This is a genomic window from Psychrobacillus sp. OK028 (assembly GCF_900103605.1).
Taxonomy (GTDB): Bacteria; Bacillota; Bacilli; order Bacillales_A; family Planococcaceae; genus Psychrobacillus.
Genome location: NZ_FNHY01000002.1, coordinates 247501 through 263679 on the forward strand (window position 1 = coordinate 247501; position 16179 = coordinate 263679).

Sequence of the window (16179 nt, forward strand, 5' to 3'; positions counted from 1 at the left end):
AATGAATGACCTCCACTAGTACGTGTTATAATGTGTTCACAAGAAGTTTAGCACGAAATTTAATCAGACGGAATAGGGTGAACTACGTGGAAATAAAAAATTTTAATAAATACAAAATAAAATGGAATTTAAAAAGTGAAACAGATATAAAACCTGGGCTTGAAAATATTCAAGCTGCACTAGAAAAACTAGGAAATCCGCAAGAAAAGCACAAAGTAATTCATGTAGCTGGAACAAATGGGAAGGGTTCCACAATTGCCTTTTTAACAGCGTTAGCAAAAGAACACGGCTTGGCATATGCCTCTTTTACTAGCCCAAGTATTGTCGATGTCCATGATCAAATACAGATCAATAGTATTCCTGTTACAGAAAAACAAATGGATAAAGCCTTTTCTTTTATGCATCAAAGAGGTATAAGTGGTATGTTAACAGATTTTGAATTACTAACAGTGACAGCCTTTGTAGTTTTTGAAACAATGGAATTAGATATCGTTTTCATCGAAGCGGGAATGGGGGGACGATTAGATAGTACAAACGTCATGAAGTCTTCAGTGGCAGTTATCCCTAGCATATCTATTGATCACACATATTTCTTAGGAGATACACTCGAAAAAATTAGCTGGCATAAAGCAGGAATTTTAAAGCATAATAGCCAATTAGTTATAGGGTTCTTAGTAGAACCAGCAAAAACAATCGTATATAATGAAGCGAAAGAAAAAAATGCAAAAGTTCTAGAATATAATAAAGACTTTCAAATGGATAAGGATCAATATACATATGAAGAATTTACATTTTCAAACTTAAATCCCCAAATGATTGGACAGCACCAACAATCTAACATGGCTTTAGCGATAACTGCGCTATTAATAAGTGGCTTTGTTTTAGAGGAATCTAGCGTTCAAATTGCTGTGAAGGACGCAAGATTGCCAGGAAGAATGGAGAAAATAAGAGAAAATCTTTATATGGATGGAGCACACAATCAAGCGAGTACTGATGCTTTAGTGGAAACTTTGCAAGAACAGTTTCCAAACCGACCAATACATTTTGTAGTAGGGATACTTAAAGATAAGGATTATGTCTATATGTTAAGGAAGTTAGAGGAAATAGCTAGTTCTTTTGAATTTGTTAATTTCCAACACGAAAGAGCGTTAAATGCAAATATTTTGTATAAACACTGCTTGGGTAGTGCGAAGAGTATAACTTTAGATGCATCTCAACTTGATTTGGAAAAAAAATCTGAAAATACCATTACTATTGTCACTGGTTCCTTTTACTTCATCACAGAGGTTAAAGAAAAAACAGGAATTAAGTAATTGAAACTTTCTGAGAACTTAGTGATATAATTACTTTTAAGTTAATGTGTATTTAGTAGTGGTTATTTAGACTGAAAGGAGATTAATAGTCAGATGGATATTTCACAAAAAGCTAAGAAGATTATTTTCCTCATGTGGCTATTAGTTGTACCTGTTGGTATTTGCCTCGTATATTTGTTATCCCCTACGAAACCAAGTGATTGGGATCATTATATCTATTTTCTTATACTCGCATTACTCACTACAATCTTCCCATTTTTTATTGGTGGAGCATTAATGGTACTCGTTCAATGGGTGAATCTAGCTATCTTTTTAAAGTTTGGGATTCTTGCAGAACTAATTGCCATGCAATTATGTATGATACCAATCGTATACCATATGAAATTAAGCAAAGAAACAAGGTATAAGTTATATTATAATTCGTTTATGTTTTTTTTAATTTCCATCATCTGCGGCGCAGTAGTATTATGGACGGGTTATGAAATAGGCACTTTAGTAATTAATGATATTATTTTGTATAGTACTATATATACAGTTCTAGGTATAATGTTGAATCATATTTTCTTGTATTTTAGAGAAGTATTTACGGGGTTAAAACCAAAATTCTTCACAAATGATTTTGGTGGGGATTTTATTTGTTTAATTATTACACTGCCTTTTGGGATTAGTATATATTTATTAGAAGGTTATGTAGGACCGATAGCGTTTATTTTACTAGGAGTACCATTCTTAGCTATCACACTTTTAATACGCATGTACAGTGATTCAGAGAAGGTAAATGCCGATTTAAACAAGGCTAGTGAATTTGGTCATCAGCTTGCGGAGCGCATGACCACAACTGAGATATTGGATATGTTTTTGAAAAGTTTGTCTGACATTTTCCCGTTTGATGCGGGTTACATTGTAGATAATATAGACGACGAATTTTTTATATTGAGAGCTCGAGAAGATGGAGATAAAAAAGAATTTGAATTTGCTCATGAGGATATAAAATATAGCCTTGCAGGTAAAGTGTATGAAAAAGGAGAGCCAATTCTATATAACAAACAGACAGACTGGACTCATATGAAACCACCGTTTTTGGCAGATGATATGAAAAGCGTCATGTGTGTACCTATTTATAGAAATAAAAAAATTGAAGGGGTGCTAGTTTTAGCAGCTAGAGAAAAATTTGCATTTGAAACGTATCAGCTTAAAATTGTTCATCTACTCTGCTCTTATTTTGCTGTTTCACTAGAAAAAGCAAGGTATGTAAGAGAAGCAGTTGAGAAAAGTGAAGTTTGCGAGTTAACGAAAATTAATAATTACCGATACTTAGACAAGCATTTGAAGGTTGAGATGGAAAGACTGACAAGTGGATTTTATAAGACGGTTTCGTTAATCATGATGGACATCGATAAATTTAAAGGTGTCAATGATACGTATGGTCACCATGCTGGAAATATTATTTTACAGGAATTTGCAAAAATTATTAAAGAAGAAATTGGTCCTAATGGGACAGTTGCTAGATATGGAGGAGAAGAATTCGTTATTCTCTTACCAAATTACTCAAAGTTACAAGCAAAGAATATTGCCGAACAGCTTCGACGGAAGATCGAACAAACACCATTTATCGTGCCATTTGATCTAGGAGAAATAGCTCGTGAAGAAATAGTATTTATTACTGCGAGTATTGGGGTTTCTACAGCACCAGAGGATAGCGACGAAGGAATGACCTTACTGCGAAATGCAGACCGCGCATTGTATATTGGAGCGAAGCAAGCTGGTAGAAATCGGGTTGCGGAGTATGTGAAATAATAGAAATAGAAAGAGGGAATCCTGTAATAGGATTCCCTCTAATTCTATTTATTTTAGAAAATATGACCTTTTTGAGAAATATTAATGATATATAACACTATCCATAATGTCAAAATTTACGTCAGTTGGTGTTATTGTATAACTATCTTCAGATGGTTTTTTCATAAAGTTACAATTAATATCAAACTCTTCTTGCTTAACAAAATTTATTGCGTTTTCGATTCTAAAATTCTTAGTTGCTAATATATAAACTTTACCGCCATTTGTATTTAATTTCTTCGCATCGTTTTCTGAAATCTGTCTTATGCAAAGTTTTGCATCTTTACCAATTTTAATGCTATTAGGACTCCCATTCTCTTTTCCTGTGTTGATAATTAACTGATCCATATAAATGTTAGTGTTTGTGAGTTCTCCTATATTCTTTTTTGTAAGTGTTACTGCTCTATTGAACTGTACTAAGCCACCAGAAATTACAAATGGGGTAGAAAATACAACATTGGAATCAACCTTACAGGGTTTATTTGAATATTGTATATCACATCTTGGATAAATAGGAGTGTTTTGATTTCCATCTCCTTTAACATTTTCGTCATTACTTATTAAAGTAACAGTTAGCAAGTTATTTGGTAAATTGTAAATTGCAGATATTTCATAATCTTTATTTGGTATAGAACCTTTAACTAGTACTTTAAGTTGAGATTTACTATTAGTTATTAATTTTGAGTCTAATAAGGTGAATTTAATAGAGTTCAATCTATCAATATCTTTTTCCTTTGAAATACTAAGTGTTTCAAGAGGAGTACATGGTTTACTTGTACTATTATTGTAACCATCTAAACAATCTAATCCATTTGTTAAGTTTGTACGAGTTGTTAACTCCAAAGATTTAATTGCATTTACTTTTTCAGAGACTGTTAGATTAGAGTTGTTTTGAATTAATGAAATCTCACTGTCTAGTTTTGATCTTACAGTAGTAATTAAATTCATTATCTCTGCTTGATAATATTCAATTCCCATCTCTGCGACTGCAGTAACTTCATATTTACTATCCGTGTGCTCAACTTGTTTATGTTGATTTATGGCACTTAAAGCGAATGAGGAGGAGAAGATAATAATCATTAAAATGATTATTAATGTAAGCAATAAAGTATATCCTTTTTCATTTTTAAATACTTTCATATTAGGTCTTCTCCTATCGTTAGTTGTTACTAGCAAGTTTACTGAACGTTGTTTTCGTTTGGTACTTTACATTAGCATCTTTTTTAGAAGTTAATGTTAAAGATAGATCAAATTCCGTCACTGGATTTTTAAATGAGTTTTTAAAGGTTTCTCCAGAAGGCTTAATAATGGTGACTGATATACCATATTCAATCTGATCTTTATTAAAAGTTTCTACTACATATATTTCTTGACCTTTTTCATCTAACTTCTTTCCTTTTATGGCTAAAGAAGAAGTAGTTGAAAATTCAGTAATCGTATACTTTGTATGTATTTCTTGTATAGTATTCACAATTAAATTTGCTTCTTGTTGGAGTTGATTTTGTGTAATTGCTCGCTCATTATTATTTAAGCCTTGAAAAAAGAAATTCCACATAAGAACTGAGATAACTCCAAATATTGCAAGAGAAGCTAGTAATTCTACTAGTGTTAATCCACTTTGATTAAATTTCCACTTCACATTATCACCTCAATTTTCAACTACCTAATATAACCGTATGTTGTTGCTAGTGCATTCGTATTTTCATGACTGTTTTTCACTTTAATTTTGACTTGGTATAGATTGTCAATTGTAGAGTTTGAAATAGCACCTGTTTTGTTAATCTCCAGCTCTATGAAAAATTTTTTATTGCTTAATGTATCATAAGTGCCTTTTACAATGAGGGAGTTCGAATTGTTTTCAGCAATAGTGAAATTTAAAATACTTCCTTCAAGATTTAAAGTGGAATTATCAATCGAATAATTTTCTTTCACTAATACGAGTACTTCCTTTGCCACATTTGCCGAATCCAAGTTCTCTCCATTTCTATTATTCATATTCGACATTTGAGGGAAAATAGAAAGAAAAAATGAAATAACAACAGTTAATAATATGACGGACGCTAGAATCTCTACGAGAGTAAATCCAGAAGTATTTTTAATTTTACTGAACATGAAATAATCATCCTTTTGACTGTGAGATTTCTATTATTTATATTTTTTGGAATATATTATCTCATATACTATGCTAAGATAGAGTAATATTTTGGTATGAATCTATAGAAGAAGAAATTATTTACCAAATTACTTTTATTTTCTTTTCACCTATTATACTCTTGTAAATGGTAGCTTAATAATATATAAATAAGTATAAAGAATCAATGTATATTACATTAAAATAACAAATTACATATTTATTATATCAAAAGTAGTGAGTTGTAACAGTATAAGGAGTAAAAATACCTATTTGTTGTAGGGTGTATATTTTTGTTAGTTTAGGGGGATTAAAAAAAATGAAAATTATTTGGAAATCAGTTGTTTTAGCATTATTAACATATTTACTTGTATATTTGTGGACCAATAATTTCAACCCTTTGCAACAACAAGTAAGTGCTGAAAGTGAAGATTCTGGTTCTAGTATTGGTGGGCAACAAGTGGAATCTCTTGATAGAGAGGAGATTATATCTCTATTAGATTCAAAAATATTGGAATGGAAGCAGAATCCTATTCTATTAACTGGAAATAATACAGACATAACATTAAATCCAGAATGGTTTCTTTTCGATGTAGAGGCATCAGTGGAGCAATTTGAAAATCAAACTAGTACATCTTGGTTCTCGTTTTGGGAGTCTGAACCGACCGTTCATCTTCCTTTACAAGTTGTAATGAGTCCAGAGCTAACTACTTTAATTGAAGCAAATGGACATTTAGACACAGAAGCTACTTTAGAGGTTATTAAGAATCAAGTAGCAATGTTATCATCCGAACCAATTGTTTCTGTAGCATTGGACCTGTCATTATTTCAAACAGAACGTATAGCTTTTGATATAGAAACTATTACGATCAATACGAATAGTTTGAACGATATTATTTCTGCTTTAAATGATCAGATAATTGGAAATGGGGAAATGTTCTCTGTAAATGAACATATAGAAGGCATTAACTTAGGAAATTCTGATGAAACGATAAATTTTGTTGCTTCCTTAATGTATAGTGCAGTTCTTCAAACGAATTTCGAAGTGGTAGAACGTCATTCTCAAGGAAGTATTCCAAATTATTTACAACCAGGTATTGAGGCGAAAATCAGTAAAACGAAAGATTTGAAATTTGTAAATACAAATAACTCACCTGCAAGCATAAAAATTAGCATAAAAGGCTCTGAGCTTATAGTGGAAATCTACTCAGTACCTTCAGAGACAGTTGCAGAATATCAGGTCAGTGAGAATGAAATCACTCCAAGAACCATTTATAGATATTCGTCGAAACTAAAACCGAATGAAGAAGAGCTGATCCAAGAAGGCGAACCTGGTTTGAGAGTATTGGTATATCGGACTATCTCAGACAAAGCAGGTCCATATGAAAAAGAAGATTTAGTGAGTCAAGATTATTATCCACCAGTTAATAGAATTGTGCTTAAGTCTTCTGTAGTACCGGAAACTGCCATTACACAGAATCCTGATTTAGAAGTTGATCTGAATGGTGATGGATTTGCAGATATAAACACTAATCCTTCCACTATAACAAATACTAACCAGACTCAGGATAGTGAAAAAGAACAATCCAATAATCCTCCAAATACTACATCACCAGCAAGCGGCGAAGAGGATTCAGACGGATTGCCAGAGGGCAGTTACTATGACAAAGCTGGTAACATCATAGACGGATCAAAATAAGTATTACTGGGGTGATGAGTGATGAAGAATAACGCTCGCAAAAGACTAGGGGATTTATTAGTAGAGTCATATGTAATTACGAATGAGCAGCTAGATTATGCATTGAAGAATAAAAGTCGAGAGGAAAAACTTGGAGACTTTTTAATAAGAGAGAATCTACTGACGGAGCAACAATTAATAGAAGTACTGGAGTTTCAGTTGGGGATTCCACATGTAAGTCTAAATCAATTTTCAATTGACCCAGAACTTATTCAATTAGTCCCAAAAGAGTTAGTTAAGCGAACAAATATTATGCCAATCCGTAAAGATAAAAATAAGTTATTAATTGCGATGGCTGATCCGATGGACTATTTTGCAATTGAGGAAGTTCGTATGGCTACGGGCTGTCAAATTGAGACAAGTATTGCGGCTAAAGATGACGTTTTCCGTACGATAACGAAGTATTATGACCTGCAGGAATCGATGGATCAAGCTTTGTTAGATATGACACCAACTGAGCTTGAAAATGATACGCAAATTACGGATGAGGATTCACCTATCGTTCGGTTAGTAAACCAAATTATTGCCAATGGTGTTGCGCAAAGAGCGAGCGATGTTCACTTTGATCCACAGGAAACAGAATTACGAGTTCGTTACCGAGTAGATGGTGTGTTGAAGCTGGAAAGAGCACTTCCAAAGCATATGCAAAATGTTATATTGGCTCGTATTAAAATTATGGGAAATTTAAATATTACCGAAAATCGTTTACCACAAGATGGGCGTATTAAAGCTTCCGTCAATATGAAACCAATAGATATTCGCGTTTCTACACTTCCAACTATATATGGTGAAAAAGTAGTAATGCGTATTTTAGATATTAGCGGTGCTATGAATAGCATAGATAAGCTAGGATTCAATAAGAAAAACTTTGAGACCTTTAGCAAAATGATTGAAAAACCTAACGGCATTGTACTAATTACGGGTCCAACTGGATCAGGTAAATCCTCTACATTATATGCTGCACTGAATCAGCTAAATGGAGAAGACGTTAATATTATTACGGTTGAAGATCCAGTCGAATATCAGTTACAGGGAATCAATCAAATTCAAGTTCGTGAAGAAGTGGGATTAACGTTTGCGACAGGTCTAAGATCCATTTTGCGTCAGGACCCTGATATTGTAATGGTCGGAGAAATTCGAGACTTAGAAACTGCTCAGATAGCGGTACGAGCTTCGTTAACTGGTCACCTTGTATTGAGTACACTACATACAAATAGCGCTGTAGAGTCAGTATCACGTATGAAGGATATGGGTGTAGAGCCATTTTTACTTTCCTCATCGTTGGTTGGTGTAGTAGCGCAGCGTCTAATTCGAAAAGTTTGTCGTGATTGTAAAGCAACACATATACCAACTGATCGAGAAAAAGTTATTTTTGCCGAACATGGAATGGATATTAAGGAAATCGTTCGAGGAAGAGGATGTCCATCGTGCAATAACACGGGTTATCGTGGGCGAATAGCTATTCATGAAATTCTAGCAGTAGACGAATTTGTTAAAAATGTCATTTTGACTGGCAAGAGCACATTAGTCCTGCGGGATTATATGAAAGAATCCGGGTATTGCAGTTTATTAGAGGATGGATTATTGAAAGTACAAGAAGGGTTGACAACGACGGAGGAAGTTCTGCGTGTTGCAACAACGGATTGAGGTGGGATGGGATGAAGATTTCAATAATTGACCTATTAGAAAAATCTTTTCATGACAGAGCCTCTGATCTGCATATTTCTGTTGGAATCGCACCGGTATTTAGAATTCATGGAGCCCTTCAATCATTTGGTGAATCAATTCTAAGAAAATCAGATACAAAAGATATGCTTCGTGAAATTCTACCCGAATCTCAACAACAAGTGTTTGATGAGAAAGGTGAGCTGGACTTTAGTTTTGAATTACCAGGTCGTTGCCGATTCCGTATCAATGCTTATCAACAGCAAGGAAATGTGTCAATAGCAGCTCGTATGATTGATTCGGAAATACCAGCAATTGAAACACTTGGTATGCCAAATGTACTTTATACATTAGCGGACAAGCCGCAAGGACTGATTTTAGTTACTGGTCCCACAGGTTCTGGTAAATCTACGACGCTTGCATCGATGATTGACTATATTAATTCAACAAAATCGAAGCATATTATTACGCTAGAAGATCCAATTGAGTATGTGCATACGCATAAGAAATCTATTATTAACCAGCGAGAAGTAGGGGAAGATACGCAAAGCTTTGCGAATGGGTTGAGAGCTGCACTTCGTCAGGATCCAGATGTCATTTTGGTTGGAGAAATGCGTGATTTAGAAACCATTTCTACTGCCATTACTGCAGCAGAAACAGGTCATTTAGTTATGGCAACGTTACATACAAGTAGTGCTCCTACAACTATTGACCGAATTATTGATGTTTTTCCTCCGCATCAGCAGGGACAAATACGTATTCAGCTTGCAAATGTTCTGCAGGGGATTATTTCTCAAAGACTATTTGTCCGTAAAGATGCAAAAGGTCGTATTGCGGCTACAGAAATTTTGATGCAAACACCGTCCGTCGCAAACTTAATACGTAATGAAAAAGTACATCAAATCCAAAACGTTATGCAAACAAGTCGAGCAATGGGCATGCATACGCTCGAGTCGTCTATTCAACAATTAGTTACATCAGGGAAAATATCAATCGAAACTGCTAAACCTTTTTTGAATGTAGGTGAGTATTAGTGGTTGTATTTAAATACAATGGCAGAACTGCACAAGGTAGCTTAAAAAAGGGAACTGTCGATGCATTAAACAAACAAGCGGCTATTTCAAAGCTTCGGTCACAGGGGATAAATCCTAGGGAATTAGAGGAATCAACTAGTATTCTTCATAAAGAGATTTCAATTGGTGCAAAGGTTAAAAATGAAGACTTCGTTATTTATAGCAGACAGTTTGCTACGTTAATTCGAGCTGGAGTTTCGATTTTAGAATCTACTAGAATATTAGCCGAGCAAACTTCTAGCAAACCATTGAAAAAAGCATTGCAATCGGTTGAAGAGGATGTTCGAACCGGCTTGTCCTTTTCAGATGCAACGGAACGATACCCAAAAGTATTTCCACAGTTGTTTGTAAATATGATTCGCGCTGGAGAAGCTACAGGGAACCTAGATGAATCATTAGAGAGATTAGCATTTTCCTATGAAAAGCAGTTCAAGCTGAAAAAGAAAGTGCAATCTACGATGGCTTATCCAATAATATTACTTATTATGACTGTATTTGTAGCAGGCTTTTTGATGCTTACAATCGTGCCTCAATTTGTTACAATGTTCGACGATATGGGAGCAGAGCTTCCTACCATTACAAAAGTAGTAATGAGCTTTAGTGAAATGCTTCAGTCATCTTGGTATATTTTCATAGTACTTATATTGATTGTGGTTTTTGGATTCAACTACTTCTATAAGAACAATAAGGAATTCAACTACTCTGTTAACATTTTGTTACTGAAAATTCCGATTTTCGGTAAAGTGCTTCAGAAGTCAGCCATTGCTCAAATGACTCGAACACTTTCATCTCTATTTAGTAGTTCCGTGCCTATCTTACAAGCACTAACTATAGTAGAAAAAGTAGTAGGTAATCCCGTTATTGCAAAAGTAGTTAGAGAATCACGGACAAGCTTAGAACAAGGAAGTACATTAACAGCGCCACTTGAAAAAAGTTGGATTTTCCCACCTTTAGTAACTCAAATGACGGCAATTGGTGAGTCTACTGGCTCACTTGATTATATGTTAGAAAAAATTGCAGTGTTTTACGAAGATGATGTAGACCGTACAGTGGATACGCTGAAGTCACTGATCGAACCACTTATGATTGTGATTTTAGCAGCAGTTGTCGGGACAATCGTTATGGCCATTATGGTCCCTATGTTTAGTATGTATGAACAAATGTAATCATTGTTCTAGTAAAGGGGGTGTTGTGAAAAACTAGAGGAGACGTAAAATTAACGAAATTATATATAAACTTTTAGGAGGAAAATAAAAATGAAAAAATTCAAGAAAATAATTAAAAACCAAAAAGGTTTAACTCTTATTGAGCTTTTGGCGGTAATCGTTATTTTAGCGATTGTAGCTGCGATTGCTGTACCTGCAATTGGGAATGTAATTAATAATTCTAGAGATAAAGCAATCTTAGCAGACGCTTCAAGTATTATATCAGGGGCGAAGTTAGCAATGACAGATGGAGCTTGTAAAGGAGTTAAAGGAGTCGGTACGTCTGCAGCGGGTGATAATATTTGCGATAAAACAGAATTAGCTAAGTATGTAGATGGAATTACATTAGCAGAAGGAGATCAAGTAGCTAAAAGTGAAACTGAGTGGACTTTAACTTGGGCTGGTTTAACTGGATTCTCTTCAACTGATAGTAAATACTATTTAACAGGTGCTCAGACAGAAAGAGCAATCTTAGCTAAGTTAGATCAATAATTTATTTGTTTTAAAAAACTACAGTAGTTATAAACTACTGTAGTACTTTAATTTTAAGTTTGAGCAAACGACTTATTCGTTTATTGAAACTTAAAACTAAGTACAAAAAATAGAAGTACATTGGGGGTACTAGCTATGTTCAAAACCAAAAGGAACCGATTTGTTGCATTAGAACTAAATGAATATGTCATCCGGGTAATCGTTATGAATAACCAGGATGTGAACCAAGCAGTAGTATATGAGCAGCCTTTAAGTCCGGGCATCATTGAAGGTGATTCTATTCGCGATGAAATGGCTTTGTTTGATGAATTTAAAAAAATGGTGGAAGTATGGGGTATCAAACGTCATGATGTTCGCTTCTTTGTTCAGGATAGTTCAGTTATGATGAAAACTTTTGAGCATCCATCTGATGTTGTTGCAGGCAAGTTAAAGGCTTATGTAGAAATGGAGCTTGGACAAACTATTCATTTACCTTTTACAAATCCGCTAATTGACGTCTATGACGCAAAGCTGAATGACGGAGAGGCGACTCTTTTTGCTGCTCCATCTGAAGAAGTAAATAAGATGGCTAGTTTATTAGACGATGTTTCGTTAACTCCAACAGTTGCAGATGTTCGCTCCTTGTCAACGATTCGATTGTTAGAAAAACTAAATTTGTTTACTCCACAAAAAAGTTATCTCATTACAGACTGGTCTATTTCCGGTCTATCCATCAGTATTTACACTCCTGGAAAGCTAGAGTTTCTTCGCTATCAAGCGATTGAAACGTCGATGAAGTCATGGGAGAGCCGTGTGGTAAATGAGCATGAAGTGACTTTTACTTACGATGGAGAAATAGAAGAATATCGTATGCTGCTAATCGACCAAATTGCTGAAATTGATCGGATTTTAAACTTTTATCGTTTTTCTCTTTATAAAGGGGAAAAAGCAGTAGATGAGATAATTATTTTAGGAGACTCTCCCGAAATGGATTATATTGTGAATGAAATGCGCGCTACTTACGAAACGCCTATTCAATTTATAGATGATAGTAAAGTTCAAACAGTCTATCCTAATCTCAATGCAAAATATATCCCGCTCATTGGTCTAGTATTGAAGGAGGCATTATAGTGGTTCCAGAAATAAATTTATTGCCTCAATTTGAAAGACGGAAATCCAGTAATCTATTATTGATCATTGGAGCGATTTTAATTGGATTATTACTCATTGTTCTTTGTTTGCAATTTTTTACTCTAAAGAAAGAAATTAAAGTGCTTGAGGCACAAGAAACTCAGCTAGTTATTGAAAGAGAAGTACTAAGCGCAGAGGTTACTTCAGAAAGTACTGTACAGCAAGGAACTCACTCTACTGCGGTCGAGTTTGTGGAGTCGGTTTCCTATCCAGTTAGTCCATTAATAGATGAAATATATTCTTTAATTGAAGCTAACACGTATTTGCGCTCTTATCAGTTTAATGAGACTGGAATTCTATTATCAGCTGATTTTGAAACGATGAATGAAATTTCTTCCTTTATCGAAAGGCTTTTAAATAGTGCTTATTTTAGTGATGTTAAAGTAGAAACTGTAGCTTCGTTTGAGCCTGTTCAAGAACAGGATTCAGCATCTGATAAGGTTAACTTTGATTTACAGTGGCGCTATTCAGCGACAATCCAATTAGACATTAATGAGTCTTATTTAAGTGAAGGGGGTACCCAGGATGAATGATTTAGTAAGCAACAAACGAACGGGGTACCTTTTGATCATCGCATTAGTGATAGTTCTTTTGGGTGCAATCTATTATTTTCTAATTTATCCACTGAATGAAGAAAAAACGTCAAAAGAAACAACGATTAGTATAGTAGAAAATGAGATTGCATTGCTGGATGCAGAGTCTGTAGCGCCAGTGGAGGTAGAAGAGAAATCCGTACTTCTAGAAAGAAAAGTCCCTATCGCTCGTGAATTGGATACATTATTACAGTCAATTGAAGAGGTTGAGCTAGTTAGTGAGGCAAAAATAGAGTCTATCGAATTTAATAATTATGATGAAATTGTTGCAGATTCATCGCTGGTTACTAGTGAAGAGCAAGCTTCTACTGAATCAGAAGATGTCGTAGAAGGAGAGCAACCTACTGAAACCCCAGTTTCTCCAGTTGCCGGTACTCCATTACCACCTCAATTAAAGCTAATTACCTTTAATATCTCTGTATTAACAAAGGATTACGATCATATTAATACATTCATAAAAGAGCTAGAGTCTATTGAGCGTATAAAGCGTATTGACCAAGTAGAATTTTCGATGCCAGGTGAGGAACAGGGTTATGACGATGAAACAGAGGAAGCAATTTCCGCTATAATTCAAGTAACTACGTTTTATTATGATAAAAAATAAGAATGGATAGGAAGAATACTTTTGTCTATTTCTCAATTATGTATTTATTTAGCCGTATATATACTACCGGCTCTCTTTATGTTTGGTTTAGCATGCGTGGTCATTTCACAGCATGCTAAAAGACTGGAAAATAGGTTAATCGCTACTATTCTCTTTATCTATAGTTTTATATTTATGGGAGAATTATTTCGTCACTTACTACCAATCAGCTATAGTTCAGCAATAGTGGAGATTATGTTAGGCAGTTTAGGTACATTAATAGTTGGAGTAGCTTTCCATCTATATGCGTATGTTGCTGACTTGCATAAGCATATGAAGAAGATAATCTATCCATTCGTATTTTATTTTCCATTTATCTGTATTATTATTGTTCAGCTTTTCGGATTTAATGTCCTTTCATCGATAACGTATAGTTTAGAAGGAATTTGGCATAAACCTGTTGCAAATGGAACTTATTATTTTACAGTGCTGATAGCTATTCTGTTAAATGTATTGCTGTTATTCATTCTTGCGATGGGCAATAGAAAAGTGTTTGATAGAAAACGAAAAAAGTTACTCCGTTTTTTGATGTTGTATAGCATGGTGACTTTAGTAACGAAAATTGTCTTTGGTTATCCTAACTTGGGTGATAGCTTCCCTCCATATTCTATAATTTTTGAAGGTCTTATTTTTGCTGTTTTCATATCTTTTTCCTATTTACATAATGATTTACTGCCTAATATCACTAAGCGCTACCAGACTTTATTCGATATTAGTCCTATCTCCATGATGATTGTAAATGGAAATTTAGATATTGTTGAAGTTAATAATCCGGGAATGGTACTACTTGGGATTGAAGATAGTTCAGATCTTAATTTAATGACCTTTGCACAAACCAAACATAATAAAAATCAATTACATAAGTTTCTCCATGATATTGAAAGAGAAGGAATTGTTCAAGATTACCCGATCACATTAGAAAATATATTTAATGATGGCATTTTACATTTTTCAGTTTCTGCGAAGATGGTTGCCACAGGTGAAGACATAACTTATTATGCAATGTTGAGAGATGTGTCAAGTGAAGTAGAAAAAGAAAAGATTATTTTGCATATGGCCTATCATGATGTACTTACAGATTTGCACAATCGAGCATATTTTGTGACGCAGCTTAGGAAAAGACTAGTAGAAACTTCAAAAGATTCAACAACCCAAGCGGTGTTAGTGTTAATTGATTTGAACGATTTTAAATCGATTAATGATAGCTTTGGTCATCATATCGGAGATCAAGTACTCCAGCATACCGCCTCCATTTTGAAACAATCTGTTAGTGCAAATGATCTTGTGGCGCGTTTGGGTGGAGATGAATTCGTGCTGTTTCTCCAAGATTTTAACTCTAAAGAGGAAATCAATGAATGGCTAAATCATTTGCGTCTCACATTTGAAAAAAGTAGTTTCTCATATAATGATTTAGAGATTAACATTGAACCAAGTATCGGGATAAGCAATTATCCAAAGCAAGGCACAACCTTTGAAGATTTGTTTAACCAAGCTGATATGAACATGTATGTAGATAAAGAAAATTTAAAAAGCATGAAATTAGGTGTTTAAATGGAAATAATAATCACTGTATTCTTTTTTCTATACGGTTTAATTTTCGGTTCCTTCTTCAATGTAGTTGGTTTGCGGATTCCAAAAGGGGAGTCGATTGTTAGCCCACCTTCACATTGCACGGTTTGCAATCGAAATTTAACATTTAAAGATTTAGTACCTCTTTTTTCCTACGTATTTTTAAAAGGTAAGTGTCGCGGGTGTGGGACGAAGATTCATTGGGTGTACCCGGTAATGGAGGTAGTTACTGGTCTTCTCTTTGCTTTTGCTTATTCTCAGCTAGGTTTTACGATGGAGCTAGTAGTTGCTCTATTATTTATTTCCCTATTAGTCATCATTACAGTGTCGGATATTGCATATATGCTTATACCTGATAAAATTCTGTTGTTCTTTTTAGTACCATTAATCGTGTTAAGGGTATTAGAACCACTTAGTCCTTGGTGGGATAGTTTAATCGGGGCATTTGTTGGATTTGGTCTATTATTCCTCATCGCGGTTGTGTCTAAGGGGGGCATGGGTGGAGGGGATATCAAGCTATTCTTTGTAATAGGATTAGTTTTGGGCTGGATTCCGACTCTACTCACACTGTTTTTAGCTTCCGTTACTGGGACTGTTGTTGGTGCTATTTCGTTAAAAAGAACGAAACAAGGTAGAAAAACACCAATTCCATTTGGTCCGTCGATTGCAATGGCAGCAATCATCGCTTATTTTTATGGGGAACGGCTTGTCGATTGGTATGTGAATTTGTTTTTTTAACTCGATAACTTTT

At 34.5% G+C, this 16179-nt stretch carries 15 protein-coding genes; 12 read left to right on the plus strand and 3 right to left on the minus strand.

Annotated features, from left to right (window positions below; genetic code table 11):
• The first annotated feature begins 86 nt into the window (after positions 1–86).
• Together BLR36_RS04390 and BLR36_RS04395 are read left to right on the plus strand one after the other, a co-directional pair.
• The gene (locus BLR36_RS04390; protein ID WP_254771328.1) at positions 87–1313 is read left to right on the plus strand and encodes a bifunctional folylpolyglutamate synthase/dihydrofolate synthase; all 1227 of its coding nucleotides are present in this window, start codon (positions 87–89) and stop codon (positions 1311–1313) included.
• Positions 1314–1406: 93 nt separating this feature from the next.
• Positions 1407–3110, plus strand: a complete 1704-nt coding sequence (locus BLR36_RS04395; protein WP_093060509.1) for a sensor domain-containing diguanylate cyclase — start codon at positions 1407–1409, stop codon at positions 3108–3110.
• An 81-nt stretch (positions 3111–3191) separates the two neighbouring features.
• On the opposite strand, the gene BLR36_RS04400 is transcribed toward BLR36_RS04395, so the two are convergent.
• The 3 genes from BLR36_RS04400 to BLR36_RS04410 are packed head-to-tail and all read right to left on the minus strand — an operon-like array spanning position 3192 to position 5261.
• Entirely contained in the window at positions 3192–4289 is a 1098-nt protein-coding gene (locus BLR36_RS04400) for a hypothetical protein (RefSeq protein ID WP_093060510.1), read from the minus strand.
• Positions 4290–4308: 19 nt separating this feature from the next.
• Complete coding sequence (locus BLR36_RS04405) at positions 4309–4788, minus strand: PulJ/GspJ family protein (RefSeq protein ID WP_093060511.1); 480 nt, start codon at positions 4786–4788, stop codon at positions 4309–4311.
• 20 nt (positions 4789–4808) lie between these two features.
• Entirely contained in the window at positions 4809–5261 is a 453-nt protein-coding gene (locus BLR36_RS04410; RefSeq protein WP_093060512.1) for a type II secretion system protein, read from the minus strand.
• 338 nt (positions 5262–5599) lie between these two features.
• Between BLR36_RS04410 and BLR36_RS04415 the strand changes: the two genes are divergently transcribed.
• From BLR36_RS04415 to BLR36_RS04460, 10 genes are all read left to right on the plus strand, one after another.
• Positions 5600–6979 (plus strand): VanW family protein, encoded by a 1380-nt coding sequence (locus BLR36_RS04415; RefSeq protein ID WP_093060513.1) that lies wholly within the window; start codon positions 5600–5602, stop codon positions 6977–6979.
• A gap of 21 nt (positions 6980–7000) precedes the next feature.
• A complete protein-coding gene (locus BLR36_RS04420; protein ID WP_093060514.1) occupies positions 7001–8665 on the plus strand; it encodes a GspE/PulE family protein in 1665 nt (554 codons plus the stop codon).
• Positions 8666–8676: 11 nt separating this feature from the next.
• Positions 8677–9717 carry a type IV pilus twitching motility protein PilT gene (locus BLR36_RS04425; protein WP_093060515.1) on the plus strand — a complete coding sequence of 347 codons (1041 nt, stop codon included), beginning with the start codon at positions 8677–8679 and terminating at the stop codon, positions 9715–9717.
• Positions 9717–10922 (plus strand): type II secretion system F family protein, encoded by a 1206-nt coding sequence (locus tag BLR36_RS04430; protein ID WP_093060516.1) that lies wholly within the window; start codon positions 9717–9719, stop codon positions 10920–10922. Before BLR36_RS04425 ends, BLR36_RS04430 begins: the two co-directional genes overlap by 1 nt.
• Positions 10923–11012: 90 nt before the next feature.
• Positions 11013–11453, plus strand: coding sequence for a prepilin-type N-terminal cleavage/methylation domain-containing protein (locus BLR36_RS04435; RefSeq protein ID WP_093060517.1), 441 nt, complete (start codon positions 11013–11015; stop codon positions 11451–11453).
• A gap of 135 nt (positions 11454–11588) precedes the next feature.
• Positions 11589–12563 (plus strand): type IV pilus biogenesis protein PilM, encoded by a 975-nt coding sequence (gene pilM, locus BLR36_RS04440; protein WP_093060518.1) that lies wholly within the window; start codon positions 11589–11591, stop codon positions 12561–12563.
• Positions 12563–13156 (plus strand): PilN domain-containing protein, encoded by a 594-nt coding sequence (locus BLR36_RS04445; RefSeq protein WP_093060519.1) that lies wholly within the window; start codon positions 12563–12565, stop codon positions 13154–13156. The genes pilM and BLR36_RS04445 overlap by 1 nt, the downstream gene beginning before the upstream one ends.
• On the plus strand, positions 13149–13820 hold the full coding sequence (locus BLR36_RS04450) for a hypothetical protein (RefSeq protein WP_093060520.1): 672 nt from the start codon (positions 13149–13151) through the stop codon (positions 13818–13820). The genes BLR36_RS04445 and BLR36_RS04450 overlap by 8 nt, the downstream gene beginning before the upstream one ends.
• Positions 13821–13841: 21 nt before the next feature.
• Entirely contained in the window at positions 13842–15410 is a 1569-nt protein-coding gene (locus tag BLR36_RS04455) for a sensor domain-containing diguanylate cyclase (RefSeq protein WP_093060521.1), read from the plus strand.
• Positions 15411–16166 carry a prepilin peptidase gene (locus BLR36_RS04460; protein ID WP_093060522.1) on the plus strand — a complete coding sequence of 252 codons (756 nt, stop codon included), beginning with the start codon at positions 15411–15413 and terminating at the stop codon, positions 16164–16166.
• Positions 16167–16179: the final 13 nt, after the last annotated feature.

Bases quoted from the DNA above. Each gene is read 5' to 3' on its own strand.
- BLR36_RS04395 (WP_093060509.1), top strand. From the start codon at position 1,407: ATGGATATTTCACAAAAAGCTAAGAAGATTATTTTCCTCATGTGGCTA.
- BLR36_RS04410 (WP_093060512.1), bottom strand. From the start codon at position 5,261: ATGTTCAGTAAAATTAAAAATACTTCTGGATTTACTCTCGTAGAGATT.
- BLR36_RS04400 (WP_093060510.1), bottom strand. From the start codon at position 4,289: ATGAAAGTATTTAAAAATGAAAAAGGATATACTTTATTGCTTACATTA.
- BLR36_RS04435 (WP_093060517.1), top strand. From the start codon at position 11,013: ATGAAAAAATTCAAGAAAATAATTAAAAACCAAAAAGGTTTAACTCTT.
- pilM (WP_093060518.1), top strand. From the start codon at position 11,589: ATGTTCAAAACCAAAAGGAACCGATTTGTTGCATTAGAACTAAATGAA.
- BLR36_RS04420 (WP_093060514.1), top strand. From the start codon at position 7,001: ATGAAGAATAACGCTCGCAAAAGACTAGGGGATTTATTAGTAGAGTCA.
- BLR36_RS04460 (WP_093060522.1), top strand. From the start codon at position 15,411: ATGGAAATAATAATCACTGTATTCTTTTTTCTATACGGTTTAATTTTC.
- BLR36_RS04415 (WP_093060513.1), top strand. From the start codon at position 5,600: ATGAAAATTATTTGGAAATCAGTTGTTTTAGCATTATTAACATATTTA.
- BLR36_RS04425 (WP_093060515.1), top strand. From the start codon at position 8,677: ATGAAGATTTCAATAATTGACCTATTAGAAAAATCTTTTCATGACAGA.
- BLR36_RS04450 (WP_093060520.1), top strand. From the start codon at position 13,149: ATGAATGATTTAGTAAGCAACAAACGAACGGGGTACCTTTTGATCATC.